At 75.8% G+C, this 17,348-nt stretch carries 15 protein-coding genes and 1 rRNA gene; 2 read left to right on the top strand and 14 right to left on the bottom strand.

What is annotated here, in order from left to right; translation table 11 throughout:
• Positions 1 to 69: 69 nt before the first annotated feature.
• The 11 genes from D7223_RS31805 to D7223_RS31755 all read right to left on the bottom strand — a co-directional run bounded on the left by D7223_RS31805 (position 70) and on the right by D7223_RS31755 (position 13,106).
• Positions 70 to 2,418, bottom strand: a complete 2,349-nt coding sequence (locus tag D7223_RS31805; protein WP_120733309.1) for a hypothetical protein — start codon at positions 2,416 to 2,418, stop codon at positions 70 to 72.
• Positions 2,418 to 3,584, bottom strand: a complete 1,167-nt coding sequence (locus D7223_RS31800) for a glycosyltransferase family 4 protein (RefSeq protein ID WP_120733307.1) — start codon at positions 3,582 to 3,584, stop codon at positions 2,418 to 2,420. The genes D7223_RS31805 and D7223_RS31800 overlap by 1 nt, the downstream gene beginning before the upstream one ends.
• Positions 3,581 to 5,278, bottom strand: coding sequence for a murein biosynthesis integral membrane protein MurJ (gene murJ, locus D7223_RS31795; protein WP_120733305.1), 1,698 nt, complete (start codon positions 5,276 to 5,278; stop codon positions 3,581 to 3,583). The genes D7223_RS31800 and murJ overlap by 4 nt, the downstream gene beginning before the upstream one ends.
• A 1-nt stretch (position 5,279) precedes the next feature.
• Entirely contained in the window at positions 5,280 to 6,146 is an 867-nt protein-coding gene (locus tag D7223_RS31790) for a hypothetical protein (RefSeq protein WP_120733303.1), read from the bottom strand.
• 58 nt (positions 6,147 to 6,204) lie between these two features.
• Positions 6,205 to 7,146 (bottom strand): copper transporter, encoded by a 942-nt coding sequence (locus D7223_RS31785; RefSeq protein WP_120733301.1) that lies wholly within the window; start codon positions 7,144 to 7,146, stop codon positions 6,205 to 6,207.
• 27 nt (positions 7,147 to 7,173) lie between these two features.
• Positions 7,174 to 8,352 carry a putative cytokinetic ring protein SteA gene (gene steA / locus D7223_RS31780; protein WP_120733299.1) on the bottom strand — a complete coding sequence of 393 codons (1,179 nt, stop codon included), beginning with the start codon at positions 8,350 to 8,352 and terminating at the stop codon, positions 7,174 to 7,176.
• A gap of 119 nt (positions 8,353 to 8,471) precedes the next feature.
• A complete protein-coding gene (gene recN / locus D7223_RS31775; RefSeq protein WP_120733297.1) occupies positions 8,472 to 10,229 on the bottom strand; it encodes a DNA repair protein RecN in 1,758 nt (585 codons plus the stop codon).
• 74 nt (positions 10,230 to 10,303) lie between these two features.
• Entirely contained in the window at positions 10,304 to 11,188 is an 885-nt protein-coding gene (locus tag D7223_RS31770) for an NAD kinase (protein WP_120733295.1), read from the bottom strand.
• Positions 11,189 to 11,228: 40 nt separating this feature from the next.
• Positions 11,229 to 12,089, bottom strand: coding sequence for a TlyA family RNA methyltransferase (locus tag D7223_RS31765; RefSeq protein ID WP_120733293.1), 861 nt, complete (start codon positions 12,087 to 12,089; stop codon positions 11,229 to 11,231).
• A 17-nt stretch (positions 12,090 to 12,106) separates the two neighbouring features.
• On the bottom strand, positions 12,107 to 12,388 hold the full coding sequence (locus D7223_RS31760; RefSeq protein WP_120733291.1) for a hypothetical protein: 282 nt from the start codon (positions 12,386 to 12,388) through the stop codon (positions 12,107 to 12,109).
• A gap of 28 nt (positions 12,389 to 12,416) precedes the next feature.
• Positions 12,417 to 13,106 carry a phasin family protein gene (locus D7223_RS31755; protein WP_120733289.1) on the bottom strand — a complete coding sequence of 230 codons (690 nt, stop codon included), beginning with the start codon at positions 13,104 to 13,106 and terminating at the stop codon, positions 12,417 to 12,419.
• Positions 13,107 to 13,219: 113 nt separating this feature from the next.
• Between D7223_RS31755 and D7223_RS31750 the strand changes: the two genes are divergently transcribed.
• A complete protein-coding gene (locus D7223_RS31750) occupies positions 13,220 to 13,558 on the top strand; it encodes an SCP2 sterol-binding domain-containing protein (protein WP_120733287.1) in 339 nt (112 codons plus the stop codon).
• Positions 13,559 to 13,591: 33 nt separating this feature from the next.
• Here D7223_RS31750 and D7223_RS31745 read toward each other — a convergent pair whose 3' ends face one another.
• Positions 13,592 to 14,611 (bottom strand): HAD-IIA family hydrolase, encoded by a 1,020-nt coding sequence (locus tag D7223_RS31745; protein WP_120733285.1) that lies wholly within the window; start codon positions 14,609 to 14,611, stop codon positions 13,592 to 13,594.
• Positions 14,608 to 15,591, bottom strand: coding sequence for a tetratricopeptide repeat protein (locus D7223_RS31740; protein ID WP_202864730.1), 984 nt, complete (start codon positions 15,589 to 15,591; stop codon positions 14,608 to 14,610). Before D7223_RS31740 ends, D7223_RS31745 begins: the two co-directional genes overlap by 4 nt.
• On the opposite strand from D7223_RS31740, the gene D7223_RS33140 reads away from it, so the two are divergent.
• Positions 15,493 to 17,133 (top strand): hypothetical protein, encoded by a 1,641-nt coding sequence (locus D7223_RS33140; RefSeq protein ID WP_186832452.1) that lies wholly within the window; start codon positions 15,493 to 15,495, stop codon positions 17,131 to 17,133. The genes D7223_RS31740 and D7223_RS33140 overlap by 99 nt on opposite strands.
• 90 nt (positions 17,134 to 17,223) lie before the next feature.
• Here D7223_RS33140 and rrf read toward each other — a convergent pair.
• Positions 17,224 to 17,340 (bottom strand): 5S ribosomal RNA (gene rrf, locus D7223_RS31730).
• Between the last annotated feature and the right edge of the window lie 8 nt (positions 17,341 to 17,348).

The following is a 17,348-nucleotide window of genomic DNA, read 5'->3' as shown; positions in this document are numbered from 1 at the left end:
ACGGTAACACCTCCCCGACCTCCCCCACCGGGCGCACCCGGCCACCGCCCCCCGATGGCGGCCGCCGGCTCAGCGGGTCGTGACCTCGGTCGATGACCGGACGGCCGGTCCGCCGGAGCCGGCACCCCGACCGCCCGCCCCGCCGGCAGACGCTCCCCCACCGCCCGCGCGACCGTCCGGGGCGGCGGGACCGTCCGGGCCGTCGCCGTCGGGTGCCGTGGGGCCGTCGCCGTCCGGTGCCGTCGGGCCGTCGCCGTCCGGTGCCGTCGGGCCGTCCGGGTCGTCGCCCGCCGGGCCGCCGTCGCGGAGCTTCGCCGGGTCGGGAAGCGTCCGGTCGGTGGAGTGGTCCAGCACCCGCAGCGAGGCCAGCGCCGCCATCGGTACGACCAGCGCGGCGGCGGCGCCGGCCACGTCCAGCGCCGCCCCGCCCAGCACCCCGCCGAGCACCGCCGCGACCGCCGTCCCGGCCATCGCCGCCCGGATCGCCGGATAGATGCCGAACAGCCGCATCAGCCCGCCCCAGGGCTGCAGCAGCGCGAACCAGACCAGCAGCGCGCCGGCCAGGGCGAGCACGGTCAGCGGGCTACCGGCCAGCGTCTCGAGGTTGGCGGTGCTGGACCGGTGCACCGTCAGGCCGCCGGTGCCGTCGCCCACCGCGGACAGGAACCGGCCGAGGCTGCCCTGTTCGGCGGCCGGGCGGCGCACGTCCAGCACCGCGAAACCGATGGTCACCGCCAGGCCGGCCATCGTCGCCCAGGCCAGCCGGCTGACGGTCAGCCAGCCACCGGCGCTGATCGCCGCCGCGACGCTGACCCCGGCGGTGAGCGCGATCGCGCCGATCGAGTCGGCACCGAGGTACGGGCTGCCGACCACCACCACGGCGACGCCGCCGACCAGCACCATCACCGTCGGCCGCCAGGAACGGTGGACCCGCTGGGCGAGCCACCCGCCGGCCAGCAGCGCGCCGGCGATGAACACGCCCAACCCGACGGTGCCCAGTCCGGCGTACCGCCCGCCCTCCAGGGCGGAGTAGCCGGCCACCCCGTTGAGCTGGAGACGGGCACCGGTGAACACGTCCACGCCCACGGTCAACGTGGTCAGCCCGGCGACCGCGCCGAGCGGACCGAGGGTGCTCGGATAGCCGGGCGCGAGCCGGACCAGCGCGGTGCCGCCGACCACCAGCCCCACCGCGGTGAGCGCGAACCAGACACCGGCGTGCTCGCCGCGCCACCACGGGACCAGGCTGGCCAGCAGCGCGGCCGGCACCGCCAGCGCGGCGGCGACCAGCAGCAGCTCGGTCACCGCCACGATCCGCCCGGAAACCGGCTCCGGGCCGTACGGGCCGGCGTGCCGGCGGGCGCGGCGCAGCATCGGCAGGACCGCCAGCGCGAGCAGCACCTGGGCGCCGGCGAGCAGGGTGAAGAACCAGCCGGCCACCCGGGCCTGGGCGGCGGCCTCCTGGTCGGCGTTCGCCGGGGCGGCGATCGCCGCCGCCAGATCGGTCGGCCGACCGGGCAACGACTCGGCGGGCCGACCGAGGAAGGGGCGCTCGGGCAGCGGCCGGCCCAGCGCGGTCAGCGCGGTCGGCGCGAGGTCGACCAGTTGCAGGTAGCCCTCCCGGCCGGTGGTGGGCGAGGTCAGCCAGCCGCGTTCCCAACCCGGACCGTCGGCGACGGCGACGTGCAGCCGGGTCGGCGCCTCGGTGTCGGACACCCCGGCGACCAGCACCAGGGATCGGGGCGGGCGGGCGGCGAGCACCCGGGCGAGCTGCGCGTCGGCGGCGCGGGCGGCGGCGGCGCGGGTGGCCTTCTCGGTGCCGACGACCGTACCGAGGTCGACGATGCTGAGCACGCACGAGCCGAGCAGGGGCGCGGGGTCGGCCGGCAGCACCGGCGCGTACCGGTCGACCCGGCCGAACGGCCGGGCCGCGGCCGCGGCGGCGCCCGGGCCGACCGCCACCGAGCAGCGCACCGACTCCGACAGCGCGCCCGGCACGGTGCCCCACGGCAGCTGCTCCTGGTTGTGCAGCACGACGCTCTCCTGGTTGGGCAGGTTCGCGCCGATGCCGTCCGGCTGTTCCACCTCGATCTCCACCGGCGGGCAGCTGCCGACCGGACGGTTGCCGGGCCAGGCGGCGAAGCCGCCCGCGCCGAGGGTCAGCCAGCCGTCCACCGGGCAGGTGGGACGGTGCGCCGAGCGCACCGACAGCGAGCCGATCGAACCCTGCGACGCCATCCGCCACAGCGTCGGGGTGGTCTGCGGGTCGACGTCGTCCCAGCGCAGCCCCGCCACCCCGGCCACGACGACGAAGTCGGCCGAGCGTTGCGGGGTGTCGCTCTCCGGGCGGGCGGTCAGCGCCACCACCGCGAGCACCACCACGACGAGGGTCAGCAGGACCGGGGTGACGCGGCGCAGCATCACCGGTGTCCCGTCGACGGGGCGTCCGCGCCCGGCGCCCCGGGCCCGGCGGCGTCCGGGGCCAGCTCGGCGTAGAGCGCGGTGAGCTGGGCCACGGTGTCCGCGTCGGTGGGCCAGGTGCCGGCCCGGGCCGCGCCGCGCCTCGCCAGGTCGGCCCGCGCGGCGGGATCGTCGAGCAGGGTCCGCACGGCGGCGTCGACCGCGTCCACGTCATCCGGCGGCACCAGTACGGCTTCGTCGCCGACCAGCTCCGGCAACCCGCCCACGGCGGTGGCGACCAGCGGTACGCCGGCCCGCATGGCCTCCTGCGCGAACAGCTGCCGGGCCTCCCAGTCACTGGTCACCACGGCCAGGTCGGCGCCGGTGAGCAGGTCGGCCACGTCGGTGCGGTGCCCGAGCAGGGTCACCGGCGCCCGGGCCGCGGAGATCCGGGCGGCCAGCGGCAGGTACGCCGGCCCGCTGCCGGCGATCACCACCGACGGTGCCGGGGTCCGGGTACGCCAGCGGGCGGCGGCGTCGATCAGCACGTCGTACCGCTTCTGCGGGTGCAGCCGGCCCACCGAGAGGATCAGCGGGTGGTCGGCGCCGACGCCGAACTCGGCGCGGACGGCCTCGCGGCGGCGGCGCGGCGGGGGCAGCGGCGGGGCGGCCACCGGGGCGAGCCGGGCGTCGGCGGCGCCCAGCGCGGCGGCCCGCTCCACCAGGTCGGTGGAGGCGCCGAGGGCCACCCGGACGCCACGGGCGACCACGCGCTCGGCGAGCCGGGACGCGCCGCCGCGCAACCCGCCGGCGATGACCGCGTTGTGCCAGGTGACCACCAGTGGCACGGCTGGACGGGCGAGGACCGCGACGAGGCCGGCGCGCAGCCCGTGGGCGTGCAGGACGTCGACCGGTCGGGCGGCCAGGGCCCGGCGGAGCGCGACGACCGCGCGGGCGTCGGCCGGGGTCGGGCTGGCCGGGATCTCCACCGGCACGAACGCCGCGCCGGCCCCGGTGAAGTCGAACTGTTCCTGGGCCGCGGCCGGGCCGCAGACGACCACGGTGCGACCGGCGGCGGCGAGCCCGGCGGCGACCGAGCGGACGTGCTGGCCGACCCCGCCGGTGCTGGAGGCGAGCAGCAGGGCCACCGTGCCGCGCCAGCCGGCGGTGGACGTGGACTCCGTCACCGGGACACCGTCTCCTTCCCGTCGCCCCGCTCCGGGGGTGTTCCCTCCTCCTGGCTCCCGCCGTCGCGGGCGCCGGCACGCCGGCCCGTCCGGCTCAGGCGCCGGAGCACCCCGGCGAGCAGCGGTCGTACGTCCGGCCGGTCGGCCACCCACACCACGGCGAGGAACACGACGCCGACCAGGACACCGGACAGCATGCCCTGAGCGAGTGCGGCGAGTGTCGTCGGGGTGCCGCCGCCGGCCGCCGCCAGCGCCCGGGCGGCGCCGGCCCCGGCGACGGCGGCCAGCGTCCCGCCGAGCAGCCCGGCGGCCCCGGCCCGGGCAGCGCCGGTGAGCGCCGCCGGACCGGCCGCGCGTCGGACGGCGACCAGCAGCAGGCCGCCGAGCAGGAGCATCCCGGCGGAGTTGGCCAGGGTGACCGCGAGAACCCGGTCGGCGTCCGGCAGCAGCGCGGCCAGCGGCACCGCGACCAGCGGCACGGCCAGCCAGCCGACGGTGATCGCGACCGTGGCCGGCCGGACGTCGCCGCGGGCGTAGAGCGCCCGGGACAGGACGGCGAACAACCCGTAGCCGAGCAGGCCGGGAGCGAAGCCGACGATCGCGGCGGCGGTGGATCCCGGGTCGCCCGGATAGAAGAACGCGGCCACCGGGCCGGCGGTGCCGACCAGTGCCGCCGCGCCCAGGAAGCTGAACAGCAGGACCCCCCGGGTCGTCCCGGCCAGGGTCCGCAGGTAGCCGCGTTCGTCGCCGCCGGCCGCCGCGGCGGCCAGGGTCGGGTACGCGGCGGTGGCCAGCGGCACCGCCAGCACCGCCCAGGGCAGCAGATACATGGTCTGGGCCAGGGTGAACACCTGCGGCGAGCCGGTCGGCCCCCCGGAGACGCGGTTGAGGGCCACCATCAGCGCGATCTGCTGGGCGGTGACGGTGACCGCGCCGGCCACCGCGAGGCCACCGATCCGGGCCCGGGCGTCGGCGGGGAACGCGTACCCGGGTCGCAGGCGCAGGCCCAGCCGGCGCAGCGGGATCAGCAGCGACAGCGACAGCACCACCACACCGAGGGTGGTGCCGGCGGACAGGATCAGCTCGCCGCCCCGGCCGACCTCGGACACCGCCGCGCCGCGCCCCTCGACGCCGCCGAAGACGAGGTAGACCACGATCACGGTGAGGCTGGACAGCAGCGGCGCGATCACCGGCCAGGCGAACCGGCGGTGCGCCTGGAGCACCCCGGTCAGCACGATGCCGATGCCGTACAGCGGCAGTTGCGGTGCGAACACCCGCAGCATCCGCTCACCGGCGGCGAGCTCGGCCGGTGTCGGGTGGTCGCCGAGCAGGTCGACCGCCGGTCGGGCGAACAGCGCCACCAGCACCGCGAGCGGCACCAGCAGGGTCAGTGTCCAGGTCAGCAGGGCGCCCGTGGTGGCGGCCACCGCCCGCCGGTCACCGGCCGCGACTCCTCCGGCGAGCAGCGGTACGACGAGACTGGCCAGCGCCCCGCCGGCGACGATCTCGAAGATGATGTTCGGCACGTAGTTCGCCACGACGTACATGCCGCCCAGGTCGCTCTTCTCGACGACCCAGGTGAACACGGCGGTGCGGCCGAAGCCGGCGAGCCGGCTGACCACGGTGAGCACGGCGATGAGCGCGGCGGCGCCGGCGACGCGGCCGGCGCCGGCGAGGGGTGCCGGTGTCGTCACGTCAGTCGGCGCGTCGGCCCAGCGCGTCCAGCTCCCGCAGGCCCGGTGTCCGCTGGATGACCGCCGTGAAGCTGACCTTCTCGCTGGCGGCGGTGAGCCCGGCGAGCGCGGCGAGGATCCCGGCCCGGCCCAGCGGCCCGGTCCGGGCGGCCAGGCCGACGCCGAGCAGGGCACCCAGGGCGTTGGCGCCGCTGTCGCCGAGCATCACGTCCTCGGCGAGGTCGGCGGGGAGCAGCCCGGCGGCGGCGCCGACGGCACCCGCGGCGATACCCCCGTGCGGACCGCCGGCCAGCGGGACGCCGAGCAGCAGGCCCGACTTGGCCGCCCGACCGGGCCGCAGGTCGAGCAGGTTGACCAGGTTGGCGGTGCCGGCGATCACCCCGGCGCCGAGCAGCACGTCCACGCCACGACCCAGGGCGCCGTGCCGCTGCCGGCGCCGGTGGGCGGCGACGGTGGGGTCGGCGGCGAGCAGCGCGGCGGCGCCGAGTCCGGCCGCCCCGACCCCGACGATCTTGACCAGGCCGGCGGTGACCCGGCCCTCCCGCAGCGCGGCGAGGTGCCCGGCGAAGCCCTTCGCGGTCTTCTGCTCGGGCCGTGACCCGACGACGTCGTCGTAGAGCCCGACCGCGCCGGCACCGGCCCCGGCAACCAGGGCGGCGGCACCGGCGGCGGCGCCCGGGGCACCGAACGCGGCCGCCGCGGACGCACCGGCGGCGAGCGCCGGGCCGGCGGCCAGGGTCACCGTCCGGCCGCGGAAGTTGGTCCGCTCCAGGGCGGGACCGACCGGGGCGGTACGCACCTCGCGCAGCGCGTACCGGGCGACGGCCGCACCGGCGCCGGCCACCAGGAGTCGACCGAGCATGCTCACGCGGTCCCCTCTCCACGGGCGGCGATCGGGCGATCGGACACGGGGGTGGATGCTTCGGTCACCGGGGCAGTCTAGGCAGCAGCGAGGAGGCGTTGTCGCCGACGCCGTACTGGCCGGCCTTCTTGTCGTTCACCTGCTGCACCAGGGCCAGGCTGGTGACCAGCTGCCCCTGGACGGTGTTGGCGTTGTCCACGGTCGAGATGGTCTGGGCCAGGACCGGGTCGCCCCGCACCACGGCCACCAGGTTGCCGCCGGCCGAGCCGGTGCCGGCGACCACGATCGCGCCGGTCCGGTCGAACTGCTCGGCGACCTTGACGACCGACTCGTCCTTGGGGCCGGCGTCCTTGTCGACGTACGGCTGCCCGCTGACCACGACGACCGCCTCCGCCGCCGCGGTGACCTTGTCCTCGGTGGTGAGGTAGTTGGCGTTGGTGTACGCGGCCAGCACCGCCCGCCGGTCGGCCTCGCTGACCGGGGTGGCACCCGGCGCCCGGTCGAGCAGCACGTTGGCCAGCAGAGCGCTGGAGGTCTCCACACCGTGCCCGTTGCCGGGCAGGTCACCGGTGGGCGCACTGGTCGGGCGGGCCGCGTTGACGGCCAGCTCCAGCAGGTCGTTGCTGTTGTCCGGGTCGATGAACTTGTCCTGCAGGTCGATCCGCCCGGTCACGTCGGCGCCGGCCAGCTGGAGCATCTTGACCACGTTCTCGGTGTGGGCCCGGCCGGTGGGCAGGCTGACCACCAGGACCCGCTTGCCGGTGAGCTTGCCCGGCAGGACCACCTCGGCGATCTCGGCGGCGAACTCCTCCTCCCGGGCGAGTTCCTCCTGCATGTCGTTGACCTGCTGGCGCATCAGCTGGTTCTGGTTGCTCAGCCCGTTGACCCGCTCCTTGAGGGAGTCGGCCACCGGCCCGTTCAGGGCGGCGGTGCCGACGACCAGACCGATCGCCAGCGCCAGGAAGACCGCGGTCAGGGACACCACGTGGTACCGGAAGTTGATCACACCTGCAGCCTCTTGATCGGTCGGACGCTAGAAGAGCTGTTCCAGCTGGAACACGAAATTGTTCCACCACTCCGACACCACGCCCAAATATGCCTTGCCGACGGTGGAGACCGCCACCGCCGAGGCCATCGCGGCGATGGCGGAGAGGACGAGCAGCAGCAGCGAGGATCCGGAGATGTTCTGCCGGTAGAGCCGGCTGACGCCCTTGGCGTCGACCAGCTTCCCACCGACCTTCAGCCGGGTGAGGAACGTCGACGCCATGCCGCCCCGCCCCTTGTCCAGGAACTCCACCAGGGTGGCGTGGGTGCCGACCGCGACCAGCAGCGAGGCGCCCTTCTCGTCGGCGAGCAGCATGGCCAGGTCCTCGCTGGTGGCGGCGGCCGGGAAGGTGATCGCCGGCACGCCGAGGCCGTTGACCCGGGGCAGGCCCGGGGCGCGACCGTCCGGGTAGGCGTGCACGATCACCTCGGCGCCGCAGCGCAGCACGTCGTCGGTGACCGAGTCCATGTCGCCGATGATCATGTCGGGCGTGTAGCCCGCCTCGACCAGGGCGTCCGCGCCGCCGTCGACGCCGATCAGCACCGGTTTGAACTCCCGGATGTACGGGCGCAGCACGTCCAGGTCGGCCTTGTAGTCGTAGCCGCGCACCACGATCAGGCAGTGCCGGCCCTGGATCTGGGTCTGGATGTCCGGTACGCCGACACCGTCGAGCAGCAGGTCGCGCTCCTGCTTGAGGTAGTCCATGGTGTTCGCGGCGAACGCCTCCAACTGGACCGACAACCCCTCGCGGGCGTCGGCCATGGCCTTGGCCACCGTCTCGGCGTCCTGGAGGCTGCCGTGCGCCACCGGCTCGTCGCCGACGAAGACGGTGTTGCCCTCGATCCGCACCGTGTCGCCCTCACGGACCTGCTCGAAGACGCCCTCCCCGAGGTCGTCCAGGAGGGGGATGCCGGCGGCGATCAGCACCTCGGGACCGAGGTTGGGATAGCGGCCGGACACCGACGGCTTGGCGTTGAGGACGGCGCCGACACCGACGGCGACGAGCGAGTCGGCGGCGACCCGGTCCAGGTCGACGTGGTCGAGCACCGCGATGTCACCGGGACGGAGGCGGCCGACCAGGCGTTTGGTCCGGCGGTCCAGGCGCGCGGTGCCGACGATCCGGCCCGGTTCCGCGGCCCGGTTCCGGCGCAACGTGGGTATACGCATCGTGACCATCCTGGCATGTGAGGCTGGCTTCTCCGGCGCGACATGCCCTGAGCGGTGCCGCCTACCCAGGGAAGCACACTCCGGCGCGGGCCGGTGTGCCTGTGGTCACAATGGCCGCGCTACGGTCGCCTCTCGCGGGCCGCCACCGCCAGAAGCTCCTCGGCGTGGGCGATGCCCAGATCCGAGTCGGGCAGACCGGCGAGCATCCGGGCGAGTTCCCGGGCCCGCTCGGTGTCCTCCACCACACGCACCCCGCTGGTGGTCACCGCGCCACCGGTGTCCTTCGCCACCACCAGGTGCCGGTCGGCGAACGCGGCCACCTGGGGCAGGTGGGTGACCACCAGCACCTGGTGGCTGCGGGCCAGCCGGGCCAGCCGCCGACCGATCTCCACCGCCGCCTGGCCGCCGACGCCGGCGTCCACCTCGTCGAAGACCAGGGTGGGCGGGCCACCGGAGCCGGCGAACACCACCTCGATGGCGAGCATCACCCGGGACAGCTCACCGCCGGACGCGCCGCGCTGCAACGGCAGCGACGGCGCGCCCGGGTGCGCCAGCAGCCGCAGCTCCACCTCGTCACCGCCGTCCGGGCCGACCCCGACCTCGGCGCCGTTGACCGGCAGGCTGGGCTCGGTCCTCCCCGCCGGGCGGGGCAGCACCGCCACCTCGATCCGGGCGTGCGGCATGGCCAGCCCGGCCAGCTCCTCGGTGACCTGCGCGGCGAAGCGCTCGGCGGCCTCCCGCCGGGACGTCGACACCCGCCCGGCCAGGTCGGCCACCTCACCGGCCAGGCGCGTCGCCTCCCGGCCCAGCTCGTCCAGCAGGTCGTCCGAGGTGTCCAGTTCGGACAGCCGGGTGCGGGCCCGCTCGGCCCAGGCGATCACACCGTCGACATCGTCGGCGTACTTGCGGGTCAGCGCACGCAGCGCGGCCCGACGCTCGTAGACCGTCTGCAGGCGGGCCGGGTCGGCGTCCAACGCGGCCAGGTACGACGACAGCTCCGCCGACACGTCGGCGACCAGCGTCGCCGCCTCCTCCAGCCGCGCCGCCAGCTCACCGAGGGCCGGGTCGGTGCCGGTCTGCGCCTCCAGCGTGCGGCGGGCGGTGCCCAGCAGCGTGGTCGCGTCCGGCGTCTCGTCGGTGGCCTCCACGCCGCCGGCCACGCAGTGCTGGGCGAGCTGCGCGGCGGTGCGCAGCCCCTCGGCGTGCTCCAAGCGCTGCGCCTCGGTCTTCAGCTCGTCGTCCTCGCCGGGCTGCGGGTCGACCCGGGTGATCTCGTCCAGGCCCAGCCGCAGCAGGTCGGCCTCCTGGTGACGCTCGCGGGCGTTGCGCCGCCGGTCGGCCAGGTCGTCGACCACCGCGCGCCAGCGCGTGTAAGCCTCGCGCAGCGACTCCAGCAGCTTCTCGTGCTCCGGGCCGGCGAACCGGTCCAGCGCGGCGCGCTGCTCGGCGGGACGCAGCAGCCGCAGCTGGTCGGACTGGCCGTGCACGGCCACGACCTGCTCGCCGACCTCGCCGAGCATCGACACCGGCATGCTCCGGCCGCCCAGGTGGGCCCGGGACCGGCCCTCGACGGTCACCGTGCGGCTCAGCAGGAGCGAGCCGTCCTCGTCGGGCTCGCCACCGGCGTCGGTGATCCGCGCGTGCACGGTCGCCGCCACCCGGCCGGTGAGCCGCAGCCGACCCTCGACCACCGCCCGCCCGGGCTGCGCGCGTACCCGCCCGGCGTCGGCCCGGCCACCGAAGAGCAGCCCGAGGCCGGTGACCACCATCGTCTTGCCCGCACCGGTCTCCCCGGTGATGACGTTCATGCCGCCGGCAAGCGGCAGCGTGGTGTCCTCGATGACGCCCAGTCCGGTGATGCGCAGCTCGTCCAGCACAGCCACCGACAGTAGACGCGTGGCCCGACAGTTGACCAGCCGAGCGGGCCGGCGGGGTGGCCGGACCGGACGGATCAGCGGCGGCCGCCGCGCCAGCCCTGTACCGGCAGATCGAACTTGGCCACCAGCCGGTCGGTGAACGGCCGGTCCCGCAGCCGGACCACGCGGACCGGCAGCGCGCCCCGGCGGACCGTGACCCGCGCCCCGGGCGGAAGGTCGTAGACGCGACGCCCGTCACAGGACAGCACCGCCAGGGTGGTGAACGGGTCGACGGTGATGACGAACGTGGAGGTCGGCGCGGTCACCAGTGGACGGCTGAACAACGCGTGGGCACTGATCGGCACCAGCAGCAGCGCCTCCACCTCGGGCCAGACCACCGGGCCGCCGCCGGAGAACGCGTACGCCGTCGAGCCGGTCGGGGTCGCGCACACCACGCCGTCGCACCCGTACCGGGACAGCGGGCGACCGTCGACGTCGACCAGGAGTTCGAGCATCTGCGCCCGCTCGCCCTTCTCGACGCTGATCTCGTTGAGCGCCCAGGACTCGACGGTCGGTCCGCCGTCGAACTCGGCGGTCACGTCGAGGGTGAGGCGCTCGTCCACCGTGTAGTTGCGGCTCACCACGTCACGCACGGCGGTGTCCAGGTCGTCGATCTCGGCCTCGGCGAGGAAGCCGACCTTGCCGAGGTTGATGCCCAGCAGCGGAACCTTGGCCGGCCGGGCCAGCTCGGCCGCGCGCAGGAACGTGCCGTCCCCGCCGAGCGCGAAAACGATCTCCGCGCCGTCGGCCGCCTCCGGCCCGGCCACCGGTACCGCACCGGGCAGGTCGAGGTCGTCGGCCTCCTCGGCGACGACCCGCACCTCGAACCCGGCCGCGATCAGGTCGGCGGCCACCGCCCGGGCGTGTTCCGTGCTGCGCCGGCGGCCGGTGTGCGTCACCAGCAGGGCGGTCCGGCTCACCGGGCCGTACCGCCCCGCGCGACCCGCTCACTCCTCGCGCTCACCCGGCCACCTCCTCCGTCGCCCCCTCCGGCTGCCCGCCGGACCGCACCGGATCCCGCGGCCCGGCCGTCACCACGGCACGTACCCGACCCTCGTCGGCGGGCGGCGCGCCCCGCCGTAACCATACGAAGAACTCGACGTTGCCGCTCGGCCCCGGCAGCGGGCTCGCGGCCACGTCCGCCAGACCCAGGTCGAGCCGCGCCGCCGCGGCGGCGACGTCCAGCACCGCCTCGGCGCGCAGCGCCGGGTCCCGTACCACCCCGCCGGCGCCGACCCGTTCCTTGCCCACCTCGAACTGCGGCTTGACCATCAACGCCAGGTCACCGTCGGCCCGGGTGCAGCCGGCCAGCGCGGGCAGCACCAGGCGCAGTGAGATGAACGACAGGTCGGCCACGGTGAGGTCGACCGGGCCACCGATCGTCTCCGGCGTCAGCGTACGGACGTTGGTCCGCTCGAAGACCCGGACCCGGCCATCGGTGCGCAGCGGCCACGCCAGCTGCCCGTAACCGACGTCCACGGCCACCACCTCGGCCGCCTCGGCGCGCAGCAGCACGTCGGTGAAGCCGCCGGTGGAGGCGCCGGCGTCCAGGCAGCGCCGGCCGGCCACGGTGAGCCCGCCGGGCGCGAACGCGGCCAGCGCGCCGGCCAGCTTGTGCCCGCCCCGGGAGACGTACTCCGCGGTCGGGTCACTGCCGGTGACCAGCAGCGGGTCGGCCGGGTCGACCATCGCGGCGGCCTTGCGGGCCGGTACCCCGCGCAGCTGGACCCGGCCGGCCTCCACCAGCGCGGCGGCCTGCTCGCGGGACCGGGCCAGGCCACGGCGGACGAGTTCGGCGTCCAGCCGATTACGACGTGCCATGGGTGGTTCTCGGCTCCTCAGGACTGGTCGATGGTGGCGAGGGTCTCCCGCAGCGTCTGGTAGGCCGCCTCGTACTGGGCGATCTGGTCGGCCGGGGCCAGTCCGGCCGCGTTCGCCATGGCCTGCACGGCGGCGTCGACGGCCGGATGCCGTACCTCGTCGAGGTCGTCGTCCGCGACGGGGCCCGGCGGCCCGGGGCGGAACCCACCCGGCGGCGGCCCGGGGCGCGGACCACCGGGGCCAGCGCCGGTCGGACCGGGTCTCGGCCCGGGCGGCGGCCCAGGCCGTGGCCCGGTCACGATCCGCTCCGGTACGCGGCCCGACTCCTCATGCCGGACCGCCCGGCTGCCGCTTGCGGGCCGGTGCCTTCTTCACCGGTCGCACCGGCTCCGCCGGCCGCGCGGCCGCCGTGCCGTCGTTCGGGCCGGCCGGGGTGACGTCGGCCGGCCCGGTCGAGGCGACGTCGGCCGGCGGCCGGAGGGCGACGGCCTTCTTGGCCACCGCCTTCTTGGCCACCGCCTTCTTCGCCACCGCCTTCTTCGCGACGGCCTTCTTCGCGACCGCCGTGGTGGTGGACGGGGTGCCGGGCACGATGGGCGCCGCGTCCGTGGTCGGCGCGGCCGGCTCGGCCCCGCCGGGCACCACCGACGCGGCGGCGGTCGGGGTGGTCACCGACGGCCCGGCCGCGGGCGGCGTGGCCGGTCCGCTGCCCAACGTCTTGGCCTCGCGCAGCTGCCGCTCCAGCTCGTGCACCCGCCGGGTCAGCTCGGCCACCTCGTCCGCGGTGGCGAGGCCGACCGCGGCGAGGGCCCGGTCCACCTCGAACCGCACCAGCTTGGTCAGCGCCTCCCGGTTCGCCGCGCCGGTGGAGACCAGTTCCTCGGCGAGCGCCTGGATCTGGCCGGCGGTCACGCCGCCCTGGCCGACGACGCGGCGTACCGCGTCCTGGGCCTTCTTCCGGGGCGCCTCGGTGAGGCCCATGGCCAGCTCAAGGTAGGCGCGCCACGCGTCCTGCATGCCTGAGTCCTTCCGCGGAGCGGGATGTGCGGTCCTCACGCTACCGGGCGCCCGGAGCCACCCCGTGCGGTACGGTGCCTGCGACGGCGTTTCGAGCGGCGAGGAGGCTCCGGGTGGCCAGCGTGGACGAGTGCCGGCAGGCGTTGCACGACCTCGCCGCCCGGATGGAGCGCAACGCGGAGACGGTACGGGACAAGATCGACCTGGATCGGACGCTGGCCTGCCGGATCACCGACCTGGACGCCGCCTTCCACGGCCGGATCACCGGCGGCCGGCTGGTCGACCTCGCCGACGGCGACGATCCCAAGGCCAAGATCGTGCTCAGCTCCAGCAGCGACGACCTGCTCGCCCTGGTGCGCGGCGAGCTGGATGTCACCAAGGCCGTCGCGGCCCGTCGGGTGTCCATCAAGGCCAACCCGTTCGACCTGATGAAGCTGCGCAAACTCCTCTGAGGCAACGCCGTCGGAGGCCGGGACGACCCTCGGTCAGGTCGGCAGGCCCAGCTCGGTGAGGGCCTGCCGGGCCGGCGCGGAGGCGGCGTGCGCCCGGGGCGGCTCCGGCGTCGACCAGGCGGCCCCGCAGAGCACCGCCAGCGCGTCCAGCGCGCGCCCGGCTCCGGCCAGCTCCACCCGCCCGTCGCGTACCGTCGCCGACCATCCGCCGGCCTCCGCCGGCCCGGGCACCCGCACCACGGCCGCCGGGTCGAAGAGTCCCGCCAGGTCCTTCGCGACGTACGTCGGGCGGCGCTCCGGCGGGGCCGCCAGCAACTCGGCGACGTCGCTGACGCCGGTGAGAACCAGCAGGCTGTCCAGTCCGGCCCGGACGGCGCCCTCGATGTCGGTGTCCAGCCGGTCGCCGACCACCAGCGTGCGGCCCTCGCCGGCACGCCGGGCCGCGGTGGCGAACAGCGCCGGTTCGGGCTTGCCGACGACGACGTCGGGGTCCCGGTCCAGCGCGGTGCGCAGGGCGGCGACCAGGGAACCGTTGCCGGGTAGCGGACCACGCCCGCTGGGCAGCGTCCGGTCGGTGTTGGTGGCGATCCAGGTCGCCCCCGCGCGTACGGCCACCGATGCCTCGGCCAGCTCGGCCCAACCGACCTGCGGCCCGTACCCCTGCACCACCGCGACCGGCGCCTCCTCGGCCCGGGCGACCGGGGTGAGGCCGGCGGCGCGGATCTCGGCGCGCAGCGCCTCCGCGCCCACGACCAGCACCGGCGAGCCGGCGGGCAGCCGGTCGGCCAGCAGCTCGGCGGCCGCCGCCGCGGAGGTCAGCACCTCCTCCGGCTTCGCCGCGACGCCCATGCCGGTGAGCAGGTCGGCGACCTCGCTGGAGCGGCGGGAGGCGTTGTTCGTCGCGTACGCCACCGCCCGCCCGTCGGCGTGCAGCCGGCCCACCGCCTCGACCGCGCCGGGGATCGGCCGGTCGATCAGGTAGATCACTCCGTCCAGGTCGAAGACGACCAGGGCGTACCCGTCGACCAGCCGCTCCCCGGCGTCGCGCGTCATCGCTGCTCGACGTCCTTGCCGGTGGCGCCGGACTCGTCGTCGCCGACCGGGTCCCCGCCGGACCCGGTGCGCTCGCCGTCGGTCGCGTCGTCCGCCTCGGCCAGCTCGCCCGCCCGGGCGTCGGTCAGCTCGTCGTCGGCGAGGTCGTCCGTGACCCGATCGCGGACGGCGGCCGGGACCTCTGTCGTCCCGTCGTCGTCGCGGTCGTCCTCGTCGCGGTCGTCCTCGTCGCGGTCGTCCTCGTCTCCGTCGACCTCGTCGTCGCGGTCGTCGGTGTCGGCACCGGTGAGGTCGGCGTCGGGGCTCGCCGGTACCGCGCCGGGCGTACCCGGACCGGCCGCGATCTCCTCGCCCTCGTCCTCCTCGTCGCCCTCGATGACCACGCCGTCGAGTTCCAGAAGCCGCTCGGCGGCGTCGGTCTCGCCCTCGGTGTCCACGTCGGAGGCCCGAGAGAACCACTCGCGGGCCTCCTCGCGACGGCCCACCGCGAGCAGGGCATCGGCGTAGGCGTAACGCAGCCGTGCCGTCCACGGCTCGGTCGCGTCGGTGGTCAGCTCACGGACCTGGAGCATCGCCACCGCGGCGTCCTTCTGGCCCAGGTCCCCCCGTGCACCGGCGGCGACGATGAGCAGCTCGATGGCGACCGCCTGGTCCAGCTTCTCCCGGTCCGCGCCACGGAACAGGTCGATCGCCCGCTCCGGCCGGCCCAGCGCCCGCTCGCAGTCGGCGAGCACCGCGAGGTGACTCTGGAGGCCGGTCATCCGGTGGTACGTGCGTAGCTCGGCGATCGCCGACTGCCACTCGCCCGCGTGGTACGCGGCCAGCCCGACCGCCTCCCGCACGGCGGCGATCCGGGACGCGAGCCGACGGGCGGCCAGCGCGTGCGCCAGCGCCTCCGCCGGATCCTCGTCGATCAGCTGCCCGGTGGCGACCAGGTGCCGCGCGACCGTGTCCGCGACCGGCTTGGCCAGCGAGAGCAGTTCGGCGCGGACGTCCTTGTCCAGGTCGGTGGGGACGATGTCGTCGGAGAGTACGGGAGCCGAGCTGCCCTCGCCGGTCTCGGGACCGTCCCGACGCTCGTCGCGGCGGTCCCCGCCCCGGAAGCCGCCCTCGCGGCGCTCGCCGTCCTGGAAACTCCCGCGGTCACCGCGGTAGCCGCCGGCCCGCTCGCCGCCGTCGCGGTCGCGGTCGCGGAAGCCGCCCTCACGGCGGGGGCCGCCGTCCCGGTCACCGCCCCGGAAACCACCCGAGCGGTCGCCACCCTCACGACGGTCACCGCCCCGGAAACCACCCTCGCGGTCGCCGCCGCGGAAGCCACCCTCACGGCGGGGGCCACTGTCGCGGTCACCGCCACGGAAACCACCCTCACGGCGGGGGCCACTGTCCCGGTCACCGCCACGGAAACCACCCTCGCGGTCGCCCCCACGGAAGCCACCCTCACGGCGGGGGCCGCTGTCGCGGTCGCCGCCCCGGAAGCCACCCTCACGCGGCGGCCCCGACCGGAACCCGCCCTCACGACGGTCACCACCACGGAAACCACCCTCGCGGTCACCGCCGCGGAAGCCGCCCTCGCGGTCACCACCGCGGAAGCCGCCCTCGCGGCGAGGGCCGCTGTCCCGGTCACCACCACGGAATCCACCCTCACGGCGGGGACCGCCGTCGCGGTCACCGCCCCGGAAGCCACCCTCACGCGGCGGCCCCGACCGGAACCCGCCCTCACGACGGTCACCACCACGGAAACCACCCTCGCGGTCACCACCGCGGAAGCCGCCCTCGCGGTCACCACCGCGGAAGCCGCCCTCGCGGCGAGGGCCGCTGTCCCGGTCACCGCCCCGGAAGCCACCCTCACGGCGGGGACCGCTGTCGCGGTCAGCGCCCCGGAAGCCACCCTCGCGGTCACCGCCGCGGAAACCACCCTGACGGTCGCCGCTGCTGCGGAAACCGCCCTCACGACGGTCACCACCACGGGCGCCACCGTCGCGGTCGCCGCCCCGGAAACCACCCTGACGGTCGCCACCCTCACGACGGTCGCCACCACGGAAACCACCATCGCGGTCGCCACCACGGAAACCCGGACGGTCGCCGCCGTCCCGGCGGAAGCCGCCGGAGCGCGAGTCGCCGTCACGCGGGCCGGACCGGAAACCACCTTCGCGGCGGTCACCACCGCGGAAGCCACCCTGACGGTCGCCACCCTCACGACGGTCGCCACCGCGGAAACCACCCTGACGGTCGCCACTGCTGCGGAAGCCACCCTCGCGGTCACCGCCACGGAAACCCGGACGGTCGCCGCCGTCCCGGCGGAAGCCGCCGGAGCGCGAGTCGCCGTCACGCGGGCCGGAGCGGAAACCACCCTCGCGGCGGTCACCACCGCGGAAACCGCCGTCCCGGCCGCCCCGCTCCCCGCCGCGCTGGCCGTCCCGCTCGTTGCGGGACTGCGAACGGTCGTCCCGGCGCGCCCCGCCCTCGCGGTCGCTGGAACGGTCTTCGTAACGGCGCGGACGGTCCCCGCCCTGCGGTCCTGAACTCACAGGTACATCCTTCCTCATTGCGCCACCTATGGCGCTACGCAGTCGAGGGCCGACCCTCATGGGGCGGCCCTCGACTGGAAGATTGTCCGGCGGTGTCCTACTCTCCCACACCCTCCCGGGTGCAGTACCATCGGCGCTGGAGGGCTTAGCTTCCGGGTTCGGAATGTGACCGGGCGTTTCCCCTCCGCCATGACCGCCGTAACTCTATG

Origin of the sequence: Micromonospora endolithica (assembly GCF_003626595.1) — a bacterium.
GTDB lineage: Bacteria > Actinomycetota > Actinomycetes > Mycobacteriales > Micromonosporaceae > Micromonospora > Micromonospora endolithica.
This window is presented reverse-complemented; position numbering and strand designations above follow the sequence as displayed.

Excerpts from the sequence above, each read along its gene's own strand:
- D7223_RS31755 (WP_120733289.1), bottom strand. The coding sequence starts at position 13,106 with ATGCAGGACGCGTGGCGCGCCTACCTTGAGCTGGCCATGGGCCTCACC.
- D7223_RS31805 (WP_120733309.1), bottom strand. The coding sequence starts at position 2,418 with ATGCTGCGCCGCGTCACCCCGGTCCTGCTGACCCTCGTCGTGGTGGTG.
- D7223_RS31745 (WP_120733285.1), bottom strand. The coding sequence starts at position 14,611 with ATGACGCGCGACGCCGGGGAGCGGCTGGTCGACGGGTACGCCCTGGTC.
- D7223_RS31765 (WP_120733293.1), bottom strand. The coding sequence starts at position 12,089 with ATGGCACGTCGTAATCGGCTGGACGCCGAACTCGTCCGCCGTGGCCTG.
- steA (WP_120733299.1), bottom strand. The coding sequence starts at position 8,352 with ATGCGTATACCCACGTTGCGCCGGAACCGGGCCGCGGAACCGGGCCGG.